The organism is Salinivibrio sp. IB868 (assembly GCF_001995655.1).
GTDB lineage: Bacteria > Pseudomonadota > Gammaproteobacteria > Enterobacterales > Vibrionaceae > Salinivibrio > Salinivibrio siamensis.
Window position 1 is genome coordinate 357,900 of the sequence record NZ_MUEW01000001.1, and the last position, 21,972, is coordinate 379,871.

Below are 21,972 nucleotides of genomic sequence, written 5' to 3' on the forward strand. Positions count from 1 at the left end.
GTGTAGAAGAATCAAATAAAACGTGGCACACAGAGGTGCCACGTCTTTCTATAGTGCTCACAGCCTTTGTATCTAGTGTGAAAGCGCCGAGGCGATGGTCTCCAAACTACTCGGATCATCAATCGTCGAGGGAACGTGATAAGCCTCGCCATCCGCCATTTGGCGAATAATGCGACGTAATATTTTCCCTGACCGTGTTTTGGGCAACTTATCGACGATAACCGCTTTTTTAAAGCAAGCGATCGCGCCAATTTGATCCCGCACACGCTGAACTAACTCCTGTTCTATCTCGCCACTCACAGAGACAAAACCATCTTTCAGTACCACCAAGCCGAGCGGCAATTGGCCTTTGAGCTCATCGTGCATGCCCACCACCGCACATTCGGCGACCGCTTCATGGCTGCCTAGCACTTCTTCCATTTCTCCGGTCGATAAGCGGTGACCCGCGACGTTAATCACATCGTCAATCCGTCCCATCACAAACACATAGCCATCTTCGTCCATGTAGCCCCCATCACCAGAGACATAGTACCCGGGGAACTGGCTGAGATAGCCGGCTTCAAAGCGATCATGGTTGCGCCACACCGTGGGCAGGCAGCTGGGCGGCAGGGGGCGCTTCACGGCAATATATCCTTGCTGGTTTGGCGCCGCAGGGTCGCCCATTTCATCGAGGATACACACCTGATACCCCGGGCTTGGCATGGTTGCCGAGCCAGGCTTGGTCGCAAAACAGGTTAACCCCAATGGATTGCCGGCAATCGCCCAGCCGGTTTCAGTTTGCCACCAGTGATCGACCACGGGTCGCTGGGTCTTTTCTTCTACCCATTCCAATGTCGGTGGGTCAAGCCGCTCGCCGGCCATAAACACCGTGCGTAAGTATGTCATCGGATAACGCGCCAGGTGATCACCATTTGGATCTTGCTTTTTAATCGCTCGAAAAGCGGTAGGTGCCGAGAATAAGATGCTGACGTTATACTCATCACACACGCGCCAAAACGCACCCGCATCCGGTGTACCGACGGGTTTGCCTTCAAACATCACCGTGGTGCAGCCGTGTAGCAAGGGGGCATACACGATATACGAGTGCCCCACGACCCAGCCGACATCCGATGCGGCCCAAAACACTTCACCGGGTTTGACGTTGTAAATCGCGCTCATGCTGTACTTCATCGCCACCGCGTGGCCGCCATTGTCACGCACTACGCCTTTGGGTTTGCCCGTGGTGCCGGATGTATAGAGGATATATAAGGGATCCGTAGCATTGACGGGCACCGGCGCCGCAGGGGTGGCTTCAGCTAATAGCGACGCCCAATCAGCATCACGCGGATTATCTAAATTGGCACGACACATCGCACGCTGATAGACCACCACATGGTCGGGTTTGTAGCGACTGTCCATGATGGCTTGATCAACCATCGGCTTATAGGCCAAGGTTTTCGCGCCCTCAATGCCGCACGAAGCGGTGAGCACCACTTTGGGCTCCGCATCTTCAATCCGTACGGCCAGCTCGTTCGGGGCAAAGCCACCAAACACCACCGAATGGATCGCACCAAGCCGTGCACAAGCGAGCATTGCCACGGTGGCTTCTGGGATCATGGGCATATAAATCACCACGCGATCCCCCTTTTCAACCCCTAAGCCTGCAAGCATGCCAGCAACTTTCGCCACGTAGTCACGCAACGCCGCATAAGTGTAGGTGGTTTTTTTATCGGTAACCGGTGAGTCGTAAATAAGCGCGGTTTGTTCGCCCCGACCTTGTTCAACATGCGCATCGAGTGCCATGTACGCGGTGTTCATAGTGCCATCGGCAAACCAGCGCTCAATGCCATTGTCGTCTTTACTAAGAATGGTTTGTGGAAAGGTGAACCAATCAAGCTGTTTGGCCTGCGCCTGCCAAAACCCTTCAGGATCGCGGCTGGCCCAATCCGCATGGTGCTGGTAACTGGCTTCTTGCATAAGCGGCTCCTTATCGCCCGCCATGAGCGAGCGATGAGTTAGCAAGCAACGTGTTTAGAACGTGCTTAGTTAATCACAAACAGCGACATAAATTCGTGCACCGGCGTTTTTTCCAGCGCGGCCTGATCGCTACACAAAGCGGCGATTCTTTCGCTTTGTGCGTGCGGGAACCGAGTCGCCAAGTTGGTACGGAATTTTTGCTCCAGCACAGGGATCCCTTCTTCGCGACGGCGGCGGTGACCAATCGGGTATTCCACCGCGACTTGTTCGGTGCTGCTGCCATCGGTAAAGAAGATTTGGATCGCATTGGCAATCGAGCGCTTGTCATCTTCTAGGTATTCCGCGCTATAGCGTGGGTCTTCTTTGATCACCATTTTTTGCCGTATTGCGTCAATACGCGGGTCGGCGTGATGGAAGGCGTCTTCATAGTGCTCGGCCACTAGGTTGCCGTATAGCAGCGGTACTGCCACCATGTATTGCAGGCAGTGGTCACGGTCAGCCGGGTTAGCCAACTCCCCTTCTTTGGAAATGATGCGAATGGCCGATTCATGGGTGGTGATTTCAATACGTTCAATCTCATCCACGCGGTCTTTCACCTGTGAATGCAAAGTCACCGCCGCTTCCACCGCGGTTTGAGCATGAAACTCAGCAGGGAAGGAAATCTTAAACAGTACGTTTTCCATTACGTAGCTGGCAAAGTCTTGCTTGATACTAAAGGCGTTGCCGTTAAACAGCACATCGTAATAGCCCCACTTAGGTGCGCTGAGCACCGACGGCAAGCCCATCTCGCCTTTCATGGTGATCATCGCCAAACGCACCGCGCGGGAGGTGGCATCGCCCGCCGCCCACGATTTGCGTGAACCGGCGTTTGGCGCATGGCGGTAGGTGCGCAGCGCACAGCCATCCACCCAAGCTTGTGAGACGGCATCAATGATCTGATCGCGATTACCGCCCAGCATTTTGGTGACCACGGCTGTTGATGCCACGCGCACCAATAAAACGTGATCGAGCCCGACGCGGTTAAAGCTATTCTCAAGGGCGAGCACGCCTTGGATCTCATGCGCTTTGATCATCGCGGTCAACACATCGCGCATGGTGAGTGGTGGTTTGCCTTCGGCCACGGCCACGCGGCTTAAATAATCGGCGGTGGCCAAAATGCCACCCAAGTTATCAGACGGATGGCCCCACTCGGCGGCGAGCCAAGTATCGTTAAAATCGAGCCAGCGAATAATACAGCCGATGTTAAACGCGGCAGTGACCGGATCAAGCTCGTGAGAGGTGCCCGGCACCCGCGCCCCATGCCGTACTGTGGTGCCCGGCACCAGTGGCCCCAGGTGTTTGGTACATTCAGGGAAACGTAGCGCCAGCAAGCCGCAGCCAAGGGTATCCATCAAACAGTTACGGGCAGTGTTGTAGGCTTCTGCCGAGGCAATCGGCGTGCTATCGACATAATCAGCAATTTGCACCAATAAGGCATCAGGGTCAGGGCGCAGGTTCAGTTCTACGTTGTTGCTCATGGTCAATTCCTTCTGTGATTTCAATCGGGTGAATGCGCGCTGATTAACAGCGCTGATCGATAGGTAGCCAATCTTGGTGTTCAGGGCCGTCGTAATCGGCACTTGGGCGAATAATGCGGTTATTAGCGCGCTGCTCAAACACATGCGCCGCCCAGCCCGTTACTCGGCTCATCACAAAAATCGGGGTAAACAACTTGGTCGGGATGCCCATAAAGTGATAGGCCGATGCGTGATAGAAATCGGCATTGGGGAACAAGCCTTTCTCGCGCTTCATCACTTGCTCAACCCGTTCAGACACGTCGTACAGCCAAGCGTCTGGTGCGTTTTGCGCCAACTGTTTCGACCAATGTTTGATAAGCGCATTGCGGGGGTCTGACTCACGATAAATCGCATGACCAAAGCCCATCACCTTGTCTTTATTGGCGAGCATTTGCATTAATCCTGCTTCGGCTTCGTCAGGTGTGCGCCATTGTTCTAGCATCGCCATCGCCGCTTCATTGGCACCACCATGCAATGGGCCGCGCAAGCTGCCGATGGCCGCGGTAATGCAAGAGTGCAAATCGGACAAAGTGGACGCGCACACACGGGCGGTAAAGGTCGAGGCATTGAACTCATGCTCGGCATACAGCACCAGCGAGCAATGCATCACGGATTCATGCAGTGGCGACGGGGTTTCATCAGTGAGCATTTTGAGGAAGTAACCGCCAATGCTTTTCACCTCCGGCTGATAGGTATCGACTCGCACGCCATCATGCGAGTAGCGGTACCAATAGCAGATAATGGCCGGCAACATCGCCAGCAGGGTATCGGTTTTATCCGCTTGCTCACTAAAGTCGGTTTCTTGATCCAAATTACCCAGCATCGAGCAACCAGTACGCATCACATCCATGGGGTGCGCATTGGCAGGAATTCGCTCCAGCACGGCTTTTAAGGCGTCAGGTAACCCCCGCTTGCCGACCAAGGTTTCTGAATAGTCAGCCAGCGCTTGGCGATTGGGGAGTTGGCCTTTGAGTAGCAGGTAAGCCACTTCCTCAAATTGGGCGTGATTGGCTAAATCGGTAATGTCATAACCGCGATAGGTTAATCCAGTGCCGGTTTGCCCCACCGTACACAAGGCGGTGGTGCCGGCACTTTGGCCGCGAAGGCCCGCGCCGGAGAGTGATTTATCTTTGGGTGCGACGGCGACATTTGTCATGATTGGCTCCTTTCCTTTGATGCCATCAGATTCAACCGCTGCATGAATCCGTGAACGTGGCGATAATTCCAGTGGTGTAACCGACGTTTTCACACCGAGGGTGTGCGTTTGTGATCACTCTTTTCCAAATAGGCGATCCAATTGCTGTTCGTAGGTGTGATAGCCCAAGAAGTCATACAGGGCATCACGGGTTTGCATGGTGTCGACCACGTTTTTCTGGTGGCCATCATCCAGCAGGTGTTGATACACATTGAGAGCGGCTTGGTTCATGGCGCGAAACGCAGTGAGTGGATACAGCACCATGCTGACCCCGACGCCCGCCAACTCTTGGCTAGTGAACAGTGGGGTTTGACCGAACTCGGTGATATTCGCCAGCACCGGCACCTTTACTTGCTCGACAAAGGCTTGGTACTGCTCGAGCGTTTGCATGGCTTCGGGGAAAATCATGTCCGCTCCCGCTTCTACGTACGCTCTGGCGCGGGCGACGGCACTGTCCATGCCTTCCACCGCCAAGGCATCAGTGCGCGCCATGATCACAAACTCAGGATCGGTGCGCGCATCGACCGCGGCTTTAATGCGGTCGACCATTTCAGCTTGGCTGACAATTTCTTTGTTGGGACGATGACCGCAGCGCTTTTGCGCCACTTGATCTTCCATATGCACCGCGCCCGCGCCGGCGCGTTCCATTTCACGAATAGTGCGAGCAATATTGAGCGCACCACCAAAACCGGTATCAATATCTACCAGCAAGGGCACGTCGGTTGCTGCGGTGATCCGGCGGACATCTTCCAACACATCGTTGAGAGTCGTGATCCCCAAATCCGGTAAGCCGTAAGAGGCGTTAGCAATCCCGCCTCCGGATAGATAAATGGCTTGATGTCCCACCCGCTCTGCCATCATGGCGCAATAGGGGTTAATTGTGCCGACGACTTGCAGCGGGATATTGTTGCGCACCGCTTGGCGAAAACGTGCACCTGCACTCATAGCATTCTCCTTGTGAACTCATGGCTTAGCGGGTTGAACCGCCGGCATTTTGTAGCCAATAGCGTGTTAGTTAATCGGTAATTTGCTGTTCAATCAGTTGGCGACTGCGCTGAATATGTCGACGCATCAGCATTTCCGCCAGCTCGGCATCGCGCTCGCGAATTGCCGCTAAAATTTGCATGTGCTCTTGCAGTGCTTGCTTAGGGCGAGAATGCGCCCGCGGCGATTGAAACCGGTACATCCGCAAGAGGTGGTACAACTCACCGCACAACAGGTTGATCAGTTTCTGGTTATGGCTGGCCTTGATGATGCAATAATGAAAATCAAAATCGCCTTGTTGGTGAAAGTAGGCCGCCCCTTCCACCCGTTCGATATAGGCATGGTGGGTGTCTAGCACCGCACTGAGCTGCTCAATTTCCGCATCGGTGATGTGCGCGCAGGCCAATCTTGCGGCCATGCCTTCTAACGCTTCACGCACCGCGTAAATCTCAGCCAATTGTCGATGGGTGAGTGTCACTACTCTCGCGCCCACATGAGGGACGCGCTCGACCAACCCCAAAGCTTCAACGCGCATCATCGCCTCGCGCAACGGGCCTCGGCTGACGCCAAATGCTGTGGCCAACCCTGCTTCCGACACCTTGGTGCCCGCTGGATAGGTGCCGGTGACAATCGCCTCGATAAGTTGTTCGGTCAGGCTGGCTGACTTGGTGGGCTCACGTGACTCAGCTTGCGCCGATTGCGTGTCCTGATCGAGAACCTGGTCATTTGTCGACAATAAAGACATAAATACCGCCTAAGAACTTCAATAAAGCCAGAATAGAATAAGATTGTAGACAATGTAGATTAGACTTTGGTCTGTAGCGGCGCCTTTTTATCGTGATCAAAACCACAACGTAAATGATAATGTACGCATTGGATTGTTATTCACTTGTTATCAAACGGGCGTTTGACTCGACCTATTGCGAAAGCGGCGTATGGTAGTGCGGTCGTTTTAATAGGGATAGAACGCAAATATGGATAGAAATCATTCCAAGCGTGAAAACGCACTCGCGCTGCTTATCGGCAGTAGTTTGGTGTCACTCGGCATCTTCTTTTTCAACCAAGTAGGGTTATTGACCGGCGGCACCGCTGGATTAGCGCTGTTTTTACAGCGAGTCACTGACTTCAGTTTTGGTGAACTTTTCTTCGTGATCAACCTGCCTTTTTATTGGCTCGCCTACACCCAAATGGGGAAACGCTTTACCCTAAGTACCTTGGTTGCGGTCAGCATCGTCTCATTTTGCGCCGATCATTTAACCGCAGTGCTCACCATCAACACCATTCATCCTGTTTATGCCGCGCTATTTGGCGGCGGGTTAATCGGCATGGGTATGCTAGTGATGTTCCGCCATCAGTGTAGTTTGGGTGGATTTAACACCTTAGCGCTGTTTTTGCAGCAACGGTTTGGCATCCGTGCCGGAAAAGTGCAAATGGCGCTGGATTGCTCAATTGTGGTGCTGTCGCTGATGGTCGTTGACCCATGGCTAATTGCCTTATCGGTCGCTGCCGCAATCACCACCAATCTTGTCCTTGCCATGAACCATAAACCCGGACGCTACCAAGTTCAGCCACCCCAAGCCGCATAGCGGGCGTGAATGACACGGAAAACACAGATAAATATAGATAGAGGCGGCCTTCCGCCTCTTTTTTCAATCACTTCCTCTGCGACACCTTGTCCCCAATCGTTACGATAGCGCCTCTACATCTAAATACGAATCACTCTTACAATTGATTGCTACACATGCTAAATTTCGCGTTTTGATCGCCTATCGTAAAGGAGTGTTGATGAACGCGGCCGATCCTAGCGTTGATGTGTTAAGCCTGCCCGACACGGTTGCACTACCCTCTTTCCCTTCTGCTTTAGGCTTGTCAGTGATCCCTGATGATGTGCAAGGCGTGCCGCTTCGTGAACAGCTCACCACCCCACAAGGATTGGCGCAATGTTTTGCCGCGGTGAACTCGACCTATGGCGATGCAGATAACCGCGCCCAAGGCACGCTATTTATCGGCGCTTACGCCTATGAATTTCTGCTGCCCGTGCTGGCCAGCTGGCTGCAGGGTGGACAACTCCCCTCGCTGGACTTAGATAACTGGCACATTAAATACCAGCCTACTCGCGTCACTAAACCCAATGGCGAGGAGCTGGTGTATCACAAGCCACATTTTTATCTCAATGCGTTGATTGGCTGGAAACAGCCAGTGGCAGAGAATTGGCAGGCTATTTTACATGGTGCCTTATTACGGCATTTTTCGCCCATCGTCGATGCGGTCGCGGAACGAAGCGGTATGCGTGAGGGGCCACTTTGGAAAGTGGTTGCCGATTCAATCTGTATTGCCTTTTTGATGGTGGGTAAACATCGTGATTGTGAACAAGCCGCGCGTGAAGCGGCGCTGTCGATCGTCCATCAACGCGGCACCCCCCTTTATAGTAAGCGCAGTGGTTTTCACGATGTGACCGTCTACGATCCGAACGACACGCAAACCGTATTACAAACCCACAGCTTCCGTTTGCGCGGCGGCTGCTGCCGGATCTTTACCGTGGAAGAACACAGTTATTGTTCAACCTGCTGTTTTTTAAAGCCTGACGAACAAGCTAAGCGCCTCGCAGAAGTTGCGTGTCAGCGTGAAGGCGTGGCGCTGGATACGCAGCCTCGCTAACTCAGCGCCACATCGACCCAAACAAGACGATGATCGGAGTGAGCACGCGCATGCTCTTGGCCGTTTTTATCACAGATCAGTGGGTAGTCGGCATCATCAGGGGCAGGCCAAAATACGCCGGAGGCTATCACCGAGAGCTCACGCGAAGGTAGGACATAATCGAGGCGCAACCCACCGTTATGGGTAGCAATTGCCCGCCCTTTACCATTGATAAAGCGAAACGCGTGAGACTGGGCTGCGTCACTTTTTGGCACCTGCGTGCCGACAGCAACCTCGGGATGCACACGCGGATGGTGAAGCAAGGCGCCAATGGCTTGCTTATCCCCGTCGCCGTAGCTCGGGTCTGCATTTAAATCGCCAATTACCACAAACGGTGTCTTGGGAGAAAGTCCGCCGTGAGCGCCCTTGTCGTCCACCAGCCAATCCGCGTTATCCAAAAGGCCAATCAGTTGGTGAATTTCATCACTGTTGCGCCGCCAGTTACGCTTTTCTGGCCCATCAAACACGGGCGGTGTGGGATGACACGCCACGACCTGTATTCGATCATCGCCAACCAAAATCGGCACTGAAACCAAGTTTTTCGAGGCGAGACGTAACGCCTGTTGTGCTTGTTCGGTGTAATAGTCTGTAGGGAGTTGATGGTGAGGTAATTGATGCCAAGCAAAGTGCTGCCAAGTGCGAATCTCATCGTCTTCGATGGGGTAACGCGATAAAATCACATAGCCAAATTGGCCATGATAGTCGCCAAAGCCATGACACTGCTGAGCATTCGTTAAGTGTTGATGCTCACTGACTGGCACCGTGAGTTTTAACCCTGTGTTGGTGGCGGGTAAATAGCGATACGGATAATCAATCGGTGTTTCACCGTGTTGCGATTCAGCCAAGTGACGCTCACAAAATGCGACAAGCGCCCCATCATCACCGCCATCACCTGGATGATCGAATTCGCAAAGCACCACCACATCGGGACGCACTCGTTGTAAGGTCGCGGCGAGGTTTTTAATTTGTCGGCTGGGGGTGGGCGCTAACATCTTTGCTTTGATCTCACCGGCCTGACGCCCGGCTAGAGACAGGTTGAATTGTGCCACCCTAAGGATTGAAGGTGCTGTCATGACATCCCGATAATGAGCTGAAAGAACCCCTATTTTAACAAGCTATCGAGGGCGCGACGAATTTGCCGCGCATCTTCTTCTGCTCGATGCGGCGTCGGCCCCAACGCCTCCATTTCGCGACTAAAATCGCGCCGATCGAGATCACTGTGCTTTTTTAGCCACTGGTTTACCTCCATTAAGGTGAATGAAGGGCGCATATAGCAGGCTTTGTAAAGTCGCCCCATCCAAAACAGATCCCACTGGCTGTCGCACAATACATGCTCAAAGGGGGCAAGGGTTTGGTTAAGGTGCTGGCATACTTCTAACACACTCATCCCTTCACTAAAAAGGCGTTCGCGGGAGATCCCATGAATTCGGCTTTCGGCTTCTTTGTCCCAGTGCTGCCAATGGCCACTGGCGGTGGAAGGGTCAATCAAAAAACTATCACTGTCGCCATTTGGTAACACGTACCCGACCTCAATCGGGTAAGACACTAACGACAAACCGGATGCTTCAAAATCCAGTGTCACCCACATACGCGTACTCCTTGCTCATAAACACTCCTGCATGAATAGGCACTTCCATTGCCTGATTACCTAACTGTAGCCTTTTTGTTGCTACTTGGACGGGTTGTCGCGCTACTTTTGCGTGCTTGATTAACAAGTGGGTGAAAAAATAGATGTTATTTCATCTGCTTGGCTATTTTTTTATTGATAATGTGATAATTCTGACAAGTGACCGTCGGAGTTTGACCGTTGTACGATATATTTCATCGCCGGATTGATTTAGGCTTCGGTAAATGCTGCTTCACGCAGTTTGATAGCAACCACCTTGTTAACGAGGGATGATAGGTATGAAGCAAACGTCTCGCACCATGCTTGCGCGTAAACACGTGGCGTTAGTGGCGCACGATCACTACAAAAACGCCTTGAGCGAGTGGGTACAAGAGAATAAAGAGATACTGAGTCAGCATGAGCTTTATGCTACTGGCACCACGGGGCATATTCTTGCGCGAGAAACCGGATTAAAAATCACTCCGCTTATCAGCGGCCCAATGGGTGGCGATCAGCAACTCGGTGCGATGATTTCTGAACAAAAAATTGATGCGATGATTTTCTTTTGGGATCCGCTCAATGCCGTGCCACACGACCCAGATGTCAAAGCACTACTGCGTGTCAGCACGGTTTGGAACATTCCCGTTGCCACCAATCGCTCGACCGCCCGCTTTCTGATTACCTCCCCGCTGTTCGGGCAAGAGGTGGATGTTCAAATCCCCGATTATCAAGCCTATTTAGACGAGCGTTTGTAGTGCTTGCCCCACGCTGTGAGTCGTTCGCTGACAGTGTGGGTTATACACCTTCTAGAGATACCCTTTGAGCTCCTCAACAAATGATGAGGCATGACCTTTTTGGTGTACCAGCCACACTTGTTTTTGTGCGCGTGTCAGGGCGACATAAAACAGTCGTCGTTCTTCCGCGTGCTCAATCGGCTCTTCATTTTTTCCCAGTAACGCCTCATCGAGTGAAAGCGAGCGTGGTTTGGCGGGAAATACGCCATCATCCATGCCGAGGATAAACACATAGTGGGCTTCTTGGCCCTTGCTGGCGTGTGCGGTGGTATAGCGAAGCGCCAATGAAGGATACGCATTTTGCCAGCTTTCTAGTGCGTCAGGACGAATAGCATGCGTGCGACCAATCAGCATCACACTCACAGCGTGCTCTGCTTTAGCGTGCTTTTTCTCTAAGCTTGTCAGCGTCTTTTCTAGCTTATCGTCAGCGATCACCTTGATCGCTTTGGGTGTTTTCGCCGATGCCTTGTCTCGCGCGTAATCCAACTGTTTGCTCAGCTGTTTGGGGTTTTGGCCAATGAATTGTTGTGCCACATTCCCCAAGGCAGACGGGTAGCGATAACAGGTGGTCAGCCAGCAAATTTCACTGTCACCGAAACGCTGTGCAAACTCGGTGGTTAAGCTAACATCGGCACCGGCAAAGCGATAAATGGCTTGCCAATCATCCCCCACGGCATACAAGGAGGCGCGTGGTGATTGGGTTTCACTGTCCGTTTTACCGTGACACAGTGCCTCGAGCATCGCCAACCGTGCCGGGGAGATGTCTTGATACTCATCGACCATCACAAACTGAATAGGCGTGACGAATTTTCGCTGCTGAAACAACTTGGTGGCTTTTGCGATCAAGCCGTCAAAGTCAACAGCGTTCTCCGCTTTTAGCGCCTGTTTGTAGGCTTGGTACAACGGCCAAATCACCGCCAGTTCATTTTTTAACGCACTCTGCTCATCAAAGCTCGCCAATCTATCGGTCAGGGCGCGCTTGGTGGTATTGGCTTGGATCACTCGAGAAAGACGCGACCAAATCCAGGTGTGCAACCGGTTTTCATGGGCACAGGCGCTGAGCTCAGCATTATCATCAAGTGGTAGTGCGTGCTGCTGATGTAATTTGTCCCATGCTTTACGGGGAGAGGACTGTTGCCAGTGTTCGGCGAGTGTTTGGGTCAGCCATGCCGATTTCGCCGTCTCATCACTGGCGAGTGGAGAAATAATCGGCGCCTTTCCTTCATGTTCAGCAAGTTGCTGGCGGGCAAAACCATGGAAGGTGGTTACATTCACTTCATGGCCCGTTTTGGTCTTAATCCGAGTTTTGAGCTCGGTGGCGGCATCTCGACCAAAGGCAAGCAACAAAAGCTGCTCAGGCTTGGCTTGACCGCTTTCAATCAAGTAGGCGGCGCGTGCTACCAACACGCTGGTTTTACCGCTTCCGGGCCCAGCCACCACCAAGGTATGAGATTCATCAGTAAGCACGGCCTCGCGCTGTCCCGCATTCAAAGGCGACGACTCAACCTGATCAAACCAGGTTTGCCACTGGTTAAGCATCGCCGCTTGCCACTGTTGATTGCGGGCTTTCAGCCAGCTTGAATCGGCCTGCAACACAGGCGCTAACGTGGTGGCAAGGCTTTCGTCCAAATTGGCTAAGAATGAGGCGGGTATCCCCTCGCCTTCCAGCTTATTCAATACCGTTTGCTGCGCGGTGCGTAATTGTGTGACACGTGCATAACCTGGCGCATTCACCAGTGCATCAAACTCTGCCAGTAAACTGGGGCGTATCATTGCCAGCCGTTTTTGATAACGGGCGATATAGGCTTGATAGTGGCGATAGATAGTTTGTCCCGCCTGTTGGGCGTGATCCCATGGCAAGCCAAAGACCTCGAATGGCAGTGGGTCGCCCTCTTCGGTATAACCGGTCAGCGAAATCGTGCCCCAAAGCAAACCACGCGACACCCGAAGTTGCCCGTCCCATGCTGAGAAAGGAATGTATTGGCGATGGTGGCGAGACTCCAGCAATAAACCATCATCTTCTAACTGCAGGCTGTAATGATCGCCATAAACAAGCCATTGTGCCCAACGGTTGGCCGTAAGTTTCATATCTCAACGTTATTCAGCGAATAGCGCACGCGTTGTGCCCTAAAAAGATGCTTGGCATGCTACTTCTCAAGGCTCGATAAATCAATTCACTAGCGCGATGCCACTGCCTACGCACTGCGCTGACAACGCGAAATTGACCTGCCGCAACCATTTTCTTAATCCATGACAAAATACCCGATTGAGGCTTAGTTTCTGGTCCCGTTTCTGCTATCTTGCCAGCATTGTTGGCCGATCATCCTTATTTATGCCTTTTTCTCTGCCACGTTTACCTTTCCTGCCGCTCGCCGTGCGTGAGTATTGGGCGAACCATCGTATTAATGACAGTATTCGCGTCCTGATCGCTCTCATGGGTGTGGCGTTGTACGCGGGATACGCTGGACGCACAGATATTGTGACGCCACTGGTGCTCGGTGTAATTGCCTCGGCATTGGCGGAAGTAGATGATCACTTTTGGGGACGGTTGCGTGCGCTCGGTGTCACCCTTGTTTGCTTCACGGTCGCCGCCTTTTCTGTCGAACTGCTTTACGGCACACCTTGGTTATTTGCCATTGGCCTCACACTATCGAGTTTCGGTTTTATCATGCTGGGTGCGATCGGTGAGCGCTATGGCACCATTGCCTTTGCCTCTTTGCTTCTCGCGGTTTATACCATGCTGGGGATGGAGCAAGGCAGTGATATGTGGTTGCAACCTATGATGCTGCTGTCAGGCGCACTCTGGTATGGGCTGCTATCGCTAGTATGGATCCTCATTTGGCCTCACCGCCCTGTGCAGCACCGGCTCGCGGCGGTTTTTCGTCAAACGGCGACGTACATGGAAACCAAATCCCGTTTATTTCATCCGGTGGCTGAATTGGTTCCGCAGCCGACTCGTATCGCCGCCGCTAACCAAAATGCCCAAGTGGTGGCGGCGCTAAACCAAGCAAAAGCGTCATTGCTGACACGCGCGCGCCGTGGCCGACTCACACAGCGGCATCAAACCTTGCTACAAACCTATTTCATTGCCCAAGATATTCACGAGCGTGTCAGTTCATCCCATTATCGTTACCAAGATCTGGCGGCGCATTTTTTCCATTCCGATATCCTCTTTCGCTTTGAAGCCTTATTAAACGCCCAAGCTCAAGCCTGCCGGGATGTCGCTCAAGCCATGTCAATCGGTACACACTACCAGCATCCGAAAACAGGCCAGCAAGCGCTCACGGCAATCAAACAGTCGATGGCCTATTTGTCGGCACAAGAGGAGCAAAACAGCACTCGCCTAGCACTGCTGCAGCAACTCGATTTTCTCTACAAAAACTTGGAGACAGTGGAACAACAACTCGCCAGCTTGAGCCACTTAGCTAGCACGGACAATCTGCAAGAAAGTGAACTGGCCGACCCTGATGCACACTCGTTGGGGGAAATGGCTTACCGCATTCGTCGACAGCTCACGGTCAAATCATTGCGGTTTCGTCATGCTGTTCGCCTGTCTTTATCGTTATTGACCGGCTACGCCCTGATCCAAGGGCTTTCGCTAGAGCACGGTTTTTGGATTTTGATGACCATTCAGTTCGTGTGCCAAACCAACTATTCAGCCACCCGCAGTAAGCTTAAAGAGAGAGTATTGGGCACCGTCGCCGGTCTACTCTTGGGCGTACCGGCGCTCTATCTCTTTCCAGATCCCAGCAGTCAACTGGCGTTGATGGTGATCACCGGTGTGCTCTTTTTCGCATTTCGCACCGTGCAATACACCCTCGCAACCTTGTTTATTACGCTGTTGGTATTAATGTGCTTTAGCCAATTCGGCCAAGGCTTCGCTGTTATTCTTCCCCGCCTTGGCGATACCGTCATTGGCAGCTTGATTGCCGTCGCGGCCGTCCGTTACGTGTTACCCGACTGGCAAGCACACCGTTTGCGCGGGATCATGACCGAAGCCTTGCAAGCCAATCGAGACTATCTTGCCCATGTGATTGCGCAATACCGCGTCGGTAAGCGCGACAACCTGGCTTATCGTATCGCCCGACGTCACGCCCACAATGCCGATGCCGAGCTTACCACCGCTATCAGTAACATGCTGGTGGAGCCTGGACGCTATCGCACCAACATCGAAGAGACCTTCCGTTTCTTGTGTTTAAACAACGCAATGTTGAGCTATATTTCGGCCCTCGGCGCGCACCGTAGTCGCATGGATGATGAAGTTAATCACCAAAAAATGGCGCAACTCCATCGTGAGATTCATCAATCACTTAACACACTGACTGAGCGTTTGGGTCAAGCATTGCCAGCAGAGTTACCCACCCAAGTACCATCCACTGGCACCAAGACACCCGCAGGCGAGCCTGTGAGCATTGATGAGCACCACGCCAATGACGCTAACGCATCGCAATCACCTTCGTACGCGCCTGTTGATAACGCGCCGCTAAGCATGGTGCTGCAACAGCTACACTTAATTCGACGCATGTTGCCTGAGCTCAATAGTTTGACAGAAACACTGCGCCAGCAAGCACTTAAGCAAAGTCGCGCCTAAAAGGAAGAAAAGCGGTTACACAGGGTTAGCTCGGCACTGTCACGTGAAAGGCACGGTTATTGCGGAGTTAACAGGACGGATATCACGTCAGCGCTGTGTAAAATTACACTTATTTACGCAGCGAATGGTTGAAAGCCTGACCGCGAGGCCGGATATTAATAGTTACGCCACCTGTTGAGGCTGGCAACTATACTGATAATTAAGCGGCCTAATGCCGCCTCGTAGCCCGCCTGGAGCAATTATGGCTATTCATGTAGGAATCATCGACTCTGACCCCGTCCGTCTCGTCACCCCTGTTTTACATCAGCAATTGCCTGTGAGTAAGCTGATACTCATTGGCACACTGGAGCAAGATCTGGAGTTTGAGCGTTTAACACGTGTGCTGGCACCCAAGGGGATTGAAACCGAGTTTTTTGAAATCTCGGACGACATCAATATTCGTGAAGTAAAAAGCCAAGTGAAACAACTGGCAGAACAGCTCAGCAACGCTTCTGAAGACATCCTTTTTAATGCGAGCTGTGGCCTGCGCCACCAATTACTCTCCGCTTATGAAGTCTTTCGTACCTATCAGTGGCCCAGCTATGTAATTGAGCCCTATAGCGACGAGCTTTGTTGGCTGTACCCTGACGGCCTCCCCCAGCAACAAGTGGAAGACCATATTAGTCTCACTGAGTATTTAACGGTTTTCGGCGCGCGCTGTGAGCATCAAGATGACCAAGTCTCAGGTTGTTTAACCAATGACATTTACCGGTTAGGAGAAAAGTGGGCCAGCAATGCCTATGAGCTAGGTCCAGGCTTGGCCACTTTGAACTACCTCGCAACCACGTGTCGTAAAGAGCAACGTTTAGACGTCGCGCTTAGTGAGAAGCAGCAAGGTTATCGCGAGCTTGGTATTCTTCTCGATGACCTCTCGGATGCCGGCTTAGCCAGTTATGAGCAAGGGGTGCTGACATTTAGCTGTGAAGAAGCACGACGTTTTGCCAACGGGGAGTGGCTAGAAAGCTACGTGCACCACACTGTCACTTCCATCCAACAGGAGCTTCCCACCATCCAAGACAGTGCCCTCTCTTTACAGGTATATCGTCAAATTGGTGAGCGCGAGGTGCGCAATGAGTTAGATGTCGCCATGGTGGTGAATAACAAGCTGCATATTATTGAATGCAAAACCAAAGGCATGTCGAGTGATGGCGACGATACCCTATACAAGCTGGAGTCCTTGCGTGATTTGCTCGGAGGGCTGCAGGCGCGCGCGATGTTGGTAAGCTTCCGTCCATTAAGGCATCACGATATTACCCGTGCCACCGATTTAGGCTTAGCCTTGATTGGCCCGGATCAACTGGCCAACCTGCGTACTCATCTTTATGACTGGTTTATCGCAGCGGGCGGGACGATTGAGGTAAGAACGAGCTAAACGCTTGCGCGAAGCAATAGGACAGGTTCGCTAAACGGTCGACAATAAAAAAACGCGGTGCCCGAGGGCACCGCGTTTGGATAGGATAACGAGGTCTCGCTTATGACAGAAGCTTACGTGCAGCCTCTACCACGACTTTAATCGAGCGCGCTTCCGTCTCTTTCAAGGTTGCATGATCTGGGGTCTCTTTCTGTGTGCGGTTGATAATCACGCCCGCCACGCAACCCGCTCGCAGGCCGGAGCTCGCACACATGGTCAGCAATGTGGCTGATTCCATCTCAAAGTTCAGCACACCCATGTCCTGCCATTCTTGCATTGAACCTTGGAAACGACGCACAACACGGCCGCTAAAGGTATCGTAACGCTCTTGACCTGGGTAGAAGGTATCACTGGATGCCGTCACGCCAGTGTGAACCGTCGCACCATCTTCATCAACGGCGGCTTTCATGGCCGTGGCGACGTCAAAATCGGCCACCGCAGGGAACTCCATTGGTGCAAAGTGCGTACTTGCACCGTCAAGGCGTACAGAGCCGGTGGTCACAATCATGTCACCGACATTAATGTCAGGCTGAATCGCCCCCGTCGTGCCCACACGCAAGAAGGTGCCAACGCCAAGTTGTGCCAACTCCTCAACCGCAATAGAGGTCGATGGGCCACCGATACCCGTTGAGCAAACCACCACAGGTTTGCCATCAAGCCAACCGAGGTACAAGGTATACTCACGCTGTGAGGCGAGAAACGTGGGTTTTTCCATCAAGTTAGCAATTTTTTCTACGCGCGCAGGGTCGCCAGGAATAATCGCCGTGGTTGCGCCTTGAAGATCCGCTTTTGTTACGCCAAGGTGAAATACAGGGGTATCAGACATCATTCGTCTCCTCGCTGGATGGTATCATCCGCATTAGAATCAATGTGATGCCTACGTGAGCAGGCATCAACGCGTTATTGGTTATGTGGTTAGGATACCCAAATTTTACGCCTTTTGTGTGACCACCATCGACCTATTACCATATTGAATATTACAGATTTCAGAATTTAGAGATCGTTATCACTTTATAAAGGCAAAAGCAGACAGCCTTTGCCCTGGTTTTTAGCGCGGGTCACGAAGTAAGCGTAGCGCATTCAGCGTGACTAACGCCGTGGCCCCGCTATCAGCCAGCACCGCGACCCAAAGTCCTGTGATACCGAGTACACTTGTCACCAAAAACACCCCTTTAAGCCCTAATGCGATCGTGATGTTTTGCCGTACATTCGCTTGGGTCGCTCGCGCCAGTTGCAGTACTCTTGGTAACTCGACCAGCCGGTTATGACTCAATGCCGCCTCAGCCGTTTCTAACGCCACATCGGTACCACTTCCCATCGCAACACCCACGTGAGACGCTTTCATGGCCGGTGCGTCATTAATGCCATCGCCAACCATGGCGATACGATATTGCTCCGCCAGCACTTCTACCGCCTCAACCTTGTTCTCCGGCAGTAGCCCCGCGCGGTAATCAATATCCAGTTCGCGGGCAATTTCAGCGGCTGAGGTCGGGTTATCGCCGGTCAACATCACAGGCTGGATACCCATAGCGCGCAATTGCTCGATGGCTTCTCGCGCATCATGTCGCAGTGTATCTCGCCAGCCGATCATCCCTTGTGGTTGCTCGTCAATGAGCACAACCGCAACCGTCACCCCGCGCTCGGCCACCGATTGGGCCTCTTGATATTGCGCGTGGTTTAACGTCGACTCTGCCACTTTATCCAATGCAACCAACCTGACTAACTGTCCTTCGACCATGCCTTGCACGCCGCGACCAGCATTCGCTTGAATATGCGAGGCATCCGGTACCGATAGACCACGCTCGGCGCTATACAACACCAAGGATTTCGCCAAGGGGTGGTGGCTGCCACGCTCTATCGCCGTCGCCGCTTGAAGCAGAGCGCTCTTATCACCGTGCCATGCGCGCACATCGGTCACCATGGGTTTACCTTCGGTCAAGGTACCTGTCTTATCCAATGAGACGGCATTGATACTGGCGAGTGTCTCTAACGCTGCTCCACCTTTGATCAAAGCACCACGGCGTGCCGCGGTGGCAAGCCCCGAAGTAATCGCCGCAGGTGTCGAAATCACGAGCGCACATGGGCACGCGATCAACAATAGCGCTAACCCTCGGTATAACCATTCTTGCCAGCTGGCTGCAAAGAACAGGGGTGGAATCACCACAACCAGCGCGGCGAGCCCAATCATTGCCGGCGTGTACCAACGACTGAATTTGTCGATAAATCGCTCAATCGGCGCTTTTTTCGACTCGGCCTGCTCGATGAGACGCAAAATACGGTCAATGGCATTTTCGCCCTGTGCGGATGTCACGGTCAGCTGTACGGTTTTATCAGTTGCCAAGCTGCCCGCCATCACGGTATCACCCGCGTCGATATCGACGGGAATAGGTTCACCTGTCAGCGCACTTTGGTCGAAACTGGCGGCACCTTCCATCAGTTGCCCATCCGCGGGGAGCCGCTCACCGGCACTGATTTCAATCCGATCACCCGGCTCTAGATCACTGGCCGCGACTGTCTCACGCGAACCATGACGATCAATCCGCGTCACGGTTTCTGGCACTAACGCCATGAGTGACTGGATACCATCACGGGCACGTGTAGAGGCATATCCCTCTAGCCGCTCGCCAATAAGAAACAGCACAAGTACCATCGCCGCTTCCGTGGTTTCTCCCAGATACAGGGCCCCGATGGCTGCAATGCTCATTAAGGTTTCTATCGAAAATGGCGATCCTTGGCGGGCAAGCCGAGCCGCTTTAAGCACAATGGGTGCCAGTCCAACTACAGTCGCAGCAGTAAACAACCAATCGGATAAAGAAGCGGACCAGTAATCTAGTCCCCAAGCCACCAACATAATGCCCATTAGGCCAAACAGCAGAGCGTCATCACGCCATTTCAGCCAGCCAGAAGGCGTAGTGGCGGTTTGATTCAAGGGAACCAGCGGAAAACCGGCTTTTTTCGCGGCTTGCTGAATCGCAGAGCGAGTATCGGTTGTTGGCGCTTCGTGAGTCAAAGCGACGCGTAGCTTTTCAGTCGCAAACAGCACTTGTGCGCTCTCTACACCCGGCGTGGCATGAATCGCCTTTTCAAGTTTGCCAGCACAGCTTGGACAATCCATACCAGTCACCCCCCACTCATGGGTCATAGAGGACCATGACGGGGATGACGCCGAAGATGCATTCTCGCAGGTATCGTTACACGAGGTGTGAGGCCTGTCGGGATCGTCATCGCCCGCACTGCCCTCTCCGTCTTGGTGACTTGCACAGCAGCTCGATGCTTGGCAGCTATTCGTTACCGTCTGCGCAGACTGAGAAACCGTTTGGTGATGTGGCTGATGACAGTGGTGATGTCCACAATGCTTACACATAATCGACTCCTTCTTTGGTCGTTGTGTCATTATCTTGTGGTCAGTATAAGGGTTGGAGCCCACTCCAGAGTCAAGCGCTTATCGAAACAACTCTCATTTGTTTTGCCAAACGCCGCACAACAGCAGGAAAAAGATGCGCCCAGCCATGATGGCTGAGCGCAATCCGCCTATTGGATAATAAAAATATAGCCCTGTAATATTAGGAGGTTAACAATATCGATAAAGAAAGCCCCCACAATCGGCACCACCATAAAGGCTTGGGGCGCGGGGCCGAAGCGATTCACAATTGAGCCCATATTCATTACCGCGGTCGGGGTGGCGCCAAGGCCAAAACCACAATGCCCGCCAGCAATAACGGCCCCTGTATAATTGCTCCCCATCAGCTTAAACGTGACGTAATAACTGAATAAACCGATAACCACCGATTGAATCGCCAAAATAATTAAAAATGGTACCGCTAAGTCGAGAATGTTCCACAGCTTGAGCGTCATCAGCGCCATCGCTAAAAATAAAGATAGAGAGACAGTCCCTACCATATCCACGGTTTCTGACTCTAGCTTTCTAAGTTTAAAGACCTCTAGCGTATTCGTAACAATCACACCCAAGAATAAAGCATAAACAAAGTCAGGCACCATGAGCCATTCAATATTAAACCCGTTTACCCACTCAGATAAATGGCGAGCCCCCGTAATACAAAGTAGTAAAATAAATAAGACTTCAATGACTTTCTTCGCTGTCACTTTATCTTCTTCATTTTCATTGTAAGTCACAAGCTCGGGATATTTTTCGTGTGTTGTGGTGCCACGCCCATATTCAGACTCAAGCTGATGTTTATTAATCAAACGCTGAGCAACTGGGCTACCAATGATACCGCCAATCACGAGGCCGAGTGTTGCCGACGCCATGGCAATTTCGAGGGTACTTTGAATACCATACTCATCGGTTAATATCTGTGCCCAAGCCGCGCCAGTACCATGCCCGCCGGACAGGGTAATAGAGCCAGCTACCAACCCCATCAGAGGATCCAAGCCAAGCATCGACGCAAAACTGACACCAATGGCGTTTTGTATAATGATGTACACAGATGCGATGGCAAGAAACCAAAATACCTTTAAACCACCTTTTACCAATTGTTTATAATTTGCTGCCAGACCAACGGTAGCAAAAAACATCAACATGAACGTATCTTTTAGTGGCAGACTAAACTTAAAATCGATACCGTTGTAATGTAATACAGATATAACACACGCAATAATTAACCCGCCCACAATCGGTTCTGGGATATTAAACTTGCGCAATGCGGGAATTTTTGAATTAACAAAATGGCCTAAAAAAAGGACACCGATGGCAATCAGGAATGATTCTAGCGCACCAATTGAATTGAGTTGATACATATAACCTCTTTGTTTCTCTTACCTCATCCTCCCTGATTGTTTAATTTGACCTTTGTTTTACCTCATTTACGTTCACATTAACGTCAATACGGGTTAGCCACACTTCACGATACTCCAGCATCCTGCTTATCGTTTTGCTGCCGCGCTTGGGCTCTTTTACGCCTCAACCTCGCGATAACTGCCCGCTACCAACGGGCGGCACAATAGCAGAAAAACGCAAAACAAGCACCAACAATCGAACTATATATCGTCATATAGCAAGTAACTACTTAAATAGGCAGGATTAAAATTGACTTACCAGCACATAAGACTGAATGAAAAACAACCACAATTCGTTCGGTTTTTGTACTTGGGCAGCGATAAAGCGCGGCGAGATAGTCGTAAG

The 21,972-nt window shown here is 52.1% G+C and carries 16 protein-coding genes; 5 read left to right on the forward strand and 11 right to left on the reverse strand.

The genetic code is table 11. The features are described 5' to 3' along the window. Nucleotides 1–72: 72 nt before the first annotated feature. The 5 genes from BZG20_RS01610 to BZG20_RS01630 form a co-directional block, all read right to left on the reverse strand. The gene (locus BZG20_RS01610) at nt 73–1,956 is read right to left on the reverse strand and encodes a propionyl-CoA synthetase (RefSeq protein WP_077577904.1); all 1,884 of its coding nucleotides are present in this window, start codon (nt 1,954–1,956) and stop codon (nt 73–75) included. Nucleotides 1,957–2,021: 65 nt separating this feature from the next. After that, nucleotides 2,022–3,473 (reverse strand): bifunctional 2-methylcitrate dehydratase/aconitate hydratase, encoded by a 1,452-nt coding sequence (locus BZG20_RS01615; protein WP_077577905.1) that lies wholly within the window; start codon nt 3,471–3,473, stop codon nt 2,022–2,024. Nucleotides 3,474–3,516: 43 nt separating this feature from the next. Next, nucleotides 3,517–4,668 carry a 2-methylcitrate synthase gene (gene prpC / locus BZG20_RS01620; RefSeq protein WP_077577906.1) on the reverse strand — a complete coding sequence of 384 codons (1,152 nt, stop codon included), beginning with the start codon at nt 4,666–4,668 and terminating at the stop codon, nt 3,517–3,519. 114 nt (nt 4,669–4,782) lie between these two features. After that, the gene (gene prpB, locus BZG20_RS01625) at nt 4,783–5,652 is read right to left on the reverse strand and encodes a methylisocitrate lyase (protein WP_077577907.1); all 870 of its coding nucleotides are present in this window, start codon (nt 5,650–5,652) and stop codon (nt 4,783–4,785) included. Between the two features lie 70 nt (nt 5,653–5,722). Next, entirely contained in the window at nt 5,723–6,436 is a 714-nt protein-coding gene (locus tag BZG20_RS01630) for a GntR family transcriptional regulator (protein ID WP_077577908.1), read from the reverse strand. Nucleotides 6,437–6,665: 229 nt separating this feature from the next. On the opposite strand from BZG20_RS01630, the gene BZG20_RS01635 reads away from it, so the two are divergent. Both BZG20_RS01635 and BZG20_RS01640 read left to right on the forward strand, forming a co-directional pair. Beyond that, nucleotides 6,666–7,277, forward strand: a complete 612-nt coding sequence (locus tag BZG20_RS01635) for a YitT family protein (protein ID WP_077577909.1) — start codon at nt 6,666–6,668, stop codon at nt 7,275–7,277. Between the two features lie 199 nt (nt 7,278–7,476). Next, on the forward strand, nt 7,477–8,349 hold the full coding sequence (locus BZG20_RS01640; protein WP_077577910.1) for a hypothetical protein: 873 nt from the start codon (nt 7,477–7,479) through the stop codon (nt 8,347–8,349). On the opposite strand, the gene BZG20_RS01645 is transcribed toward BZG20_RS01640, so the two are convergent. Continuing rightward, complete coding sequence (locus BZG20_RS01645) at nt 8,346–9,461, reverse strand: endonuclease/exonuclease/phosphatase family protein (protein WP_077577911.1); 1,116 nt, start codon at nt 9,459–9,461, stop codon at nt 8,346–8,348. The genes BZG20_RS01640 and BZG20_RS01645 overlap by 4 nt on opposite strands. Nucleotides 9,462–9,490: 29 nt before the next feature. Then, nucleotides 9,491–9,976 carry a hypothetical protein gene (locus BZG20_RS01650; protein ID WP_046073376.1) on the reverse strand — a complete coding sequence of 162 codons (486 nt, stop codon included), beginning with the start codon at nt 9,974–9,976 and terminating at the stop codon, nt 9,491–9,493. A gap of 317 nt (nt 9,977–10,293) precedes the next feature. Here BZG20_RS01650 and BZG20_RS01655 point away from each other — a divergent pair, with 317 nt between their 5' ends. Continuing rightward, complete coding sequence (locus BZG20_RS01655; protein WP_046073377.1) at nt 10,294–10,749, forward strand: methylglyoxal synthase; 456 nt, start codon at nt 10,294–10,296, stop codon at nt 10,747–10,749. A 51-nt stretch (nt 10,750–10,800) separates the two neighbouring features. Here the strand turns inward: BZG20_RS01655 and helD are convergent, their stop codons facing one another. Then, complete coding sequence (gene helD / locus BZG20_RS01660; RefSeq protein ID WP_077577912.1) at nt 10,801–12,876, reverse strand: DNA helicase IV; 2,076 nt, start codon at nt 12,874–12,876, stop codon at nt 10,801–10,803. 244 nt (nt 12,877–13,120) lie between these two features. On the opposite strand from helD, the gene yccS reads away from it, so the two are divergent. Both yccS and BZG20_RS01670 read left to right on the forward strand, forming a co-directional pair. Further along, on the forward strand, nt 13,121–15,379 hold the full coding sequence (yccS, locus tag BZG20_RS01665; RefSeq protein WP_077577913.1) for a YccS family putative transporter: 2,259 nt from the start codon (nt 13,121–13,123) through the stop codon (nt 15,377–15,379). 241 nt (nt 15,380–15,620) lie between these two features. Next, entirely contained in the window at nt 15,621–16,790 is a 1,170-nt protein-coding gene (locus tag BZG20_RS01670) for a DUF1887 family CARF protein (protein ID WP_046073380.1), read from the forward strand. A gap of 100 nt (nt 16,791–16,890) precedes the next feature. On the opposite strand, the gene udp is transcribed toward BZG20_RS01670, so the two are convergent. The 3 genes from udp to gltS form a co-directional block, all read right to left on the reverse strand. After that, the gene (gene udp / locus BZG20_RS01675) at nt 16,891–17,655 is read right to left on the reverse strand and encodes a uridine phosphorylase (RefSeq protein WP_046073381.1); all 765 of its coding nucleotides are present in this window, start codon (nt 17,653–17,655) and stop codon (nt 16,891–16,893) included. Nucleotides 17,656–17,877: 222 nt separating this feature from the next. Further along, on the reverse strand, nt 17,878–20,193 hold the full coding sequence (locus BZG20_RS01680; protein ID WP_241829507.1) for a zinc/cadmium/mercury/lead-transporting ATPase: 2,316 nt from the start codon (nt 20,191–20,193) through the stop codon (nt 17,878–17,880). A 167-nt stretch (nt 20,194–20,360) separates the two neighbouring features. Next, entirely contained in the window at nt 20,361–21,587 is a 1,227-nt protein-coding gene (gltS, locus tag BZG20_RS01685) for a sodium/glutamate symporter (protein ID WP_077577915.1), read from the reverse strand. Nucleotides 21,588–21,972: the final 385 nt, after the last annotated feature.

Bases quoted from the DNA above. Each gene is read 5' to 3' on its own strand.
- BZG20_RS01610 (WP_077577904.1), bottom strand. From the start codon at position 1,956: ATGCAAGAAGCCAGTTACCAGCACCATGCGGATTGGGCCAGCCGCGAT.
- BZG20_RS01615 (WP_077577905.1), bottom strand. From the start codon at position 3,473: ATGAGCAACAACGTAGAACTGAACCTGCGCCCTGACCCTGATGCCTTA.
- prpC (WP_077577906.1), bottom strand. From the start codon at position 4,668: ATGACAAATGTCGCCGTCGCACCCAAAGATAAATCACTCTCCGGCGCG.
- prpB (WP_077577907.1), bottom strand. From the start codon at position 5,652: ATGAGTGCAGGTGCACGTTTTCGCCAAGCGGTGCGCAACAATATCCCG.
- BZG20_RS01630 (WP_077577908.1), bottom strand. From the start codon at position 6,436: ATGTCTTTATTGTCGACAAATGACCAGGTTCTCGATCAGGACACGCAA.
- BZG20_RS01635 (WP_077577909.1), top strand. From the start codon at position 6,666: ATGGATAGAAATCATTCCAAGCGTGAAAACGCACTCGCGCTGCTTATC.
- BZG20_RS01640 (WP_077577910.1), top strand. From the start codon at position 7,477: ATGAACGCGGCCGATCCTAGCGTTGATGTGTTAAGCCTGCCCGACACG.
- BZG20_RS01645 (WP_077577911.1), bottom strand. From the start codon at position 9,461: ATGACAGCACCTTCAATCCTTAGGGTGGCACAATTCAACCTGTCTCTA.
- BZG20_RS01650 (WP_046073376.1), bottom strand. From the start codon at position 9,976: ATGTGGGTGACACTGGATTTTGAAGCATCCGGTTTGTCGTTAGTGTCT.
- BZG20_RS01655 (WP_046073377.1), top strand. From the start codon at position 10,294: ATGAAGCAAACGTCTCGCACCATGCTTGCGCGTAAACACGTGGCGTTA.
- helD (WP_077577912.1), bottom strand. From the start codon at position 12,876: ATGAAACTTACGGCCAACCGTTGGGCACAATGGCTTGTTTATGGCGAT.
- yccS (WP_077577913.1), top strand. From the start codon at position 13,121: ATGCCTTTTTCTCTGCCACGTTTACCTTTCCTGCCGCTCGCCGTGCGT.
- BZG20_RS01670 (WP_046073380.1), top strand. From the start codon at position 15,621: ATGGCTATTCATGTAGGAATCATCGACTCTGACCCCGTCCGTCTCGTC.
- udp (WP_046073381.1), bottom strand. From the start codon at position 17,655: ATGTCTGATACCCCTGTATTTCACCTTGGCGTAACAAAAGCGGATCTT.
- BZG20_RS01680 (WP_241829507.1), bottom strand. From the start codon at position 20,193: ATGTGTAAGCATTGTGGACATCACCACTGTCATCAGCCACATCACCAA.
- gltS (WP_077577915.1), bottom strand. From the start codon at position 21,587: ATGTATCAACTCAATTCAATTGGTGCGCTAGAATCATTCCTGATTGCC.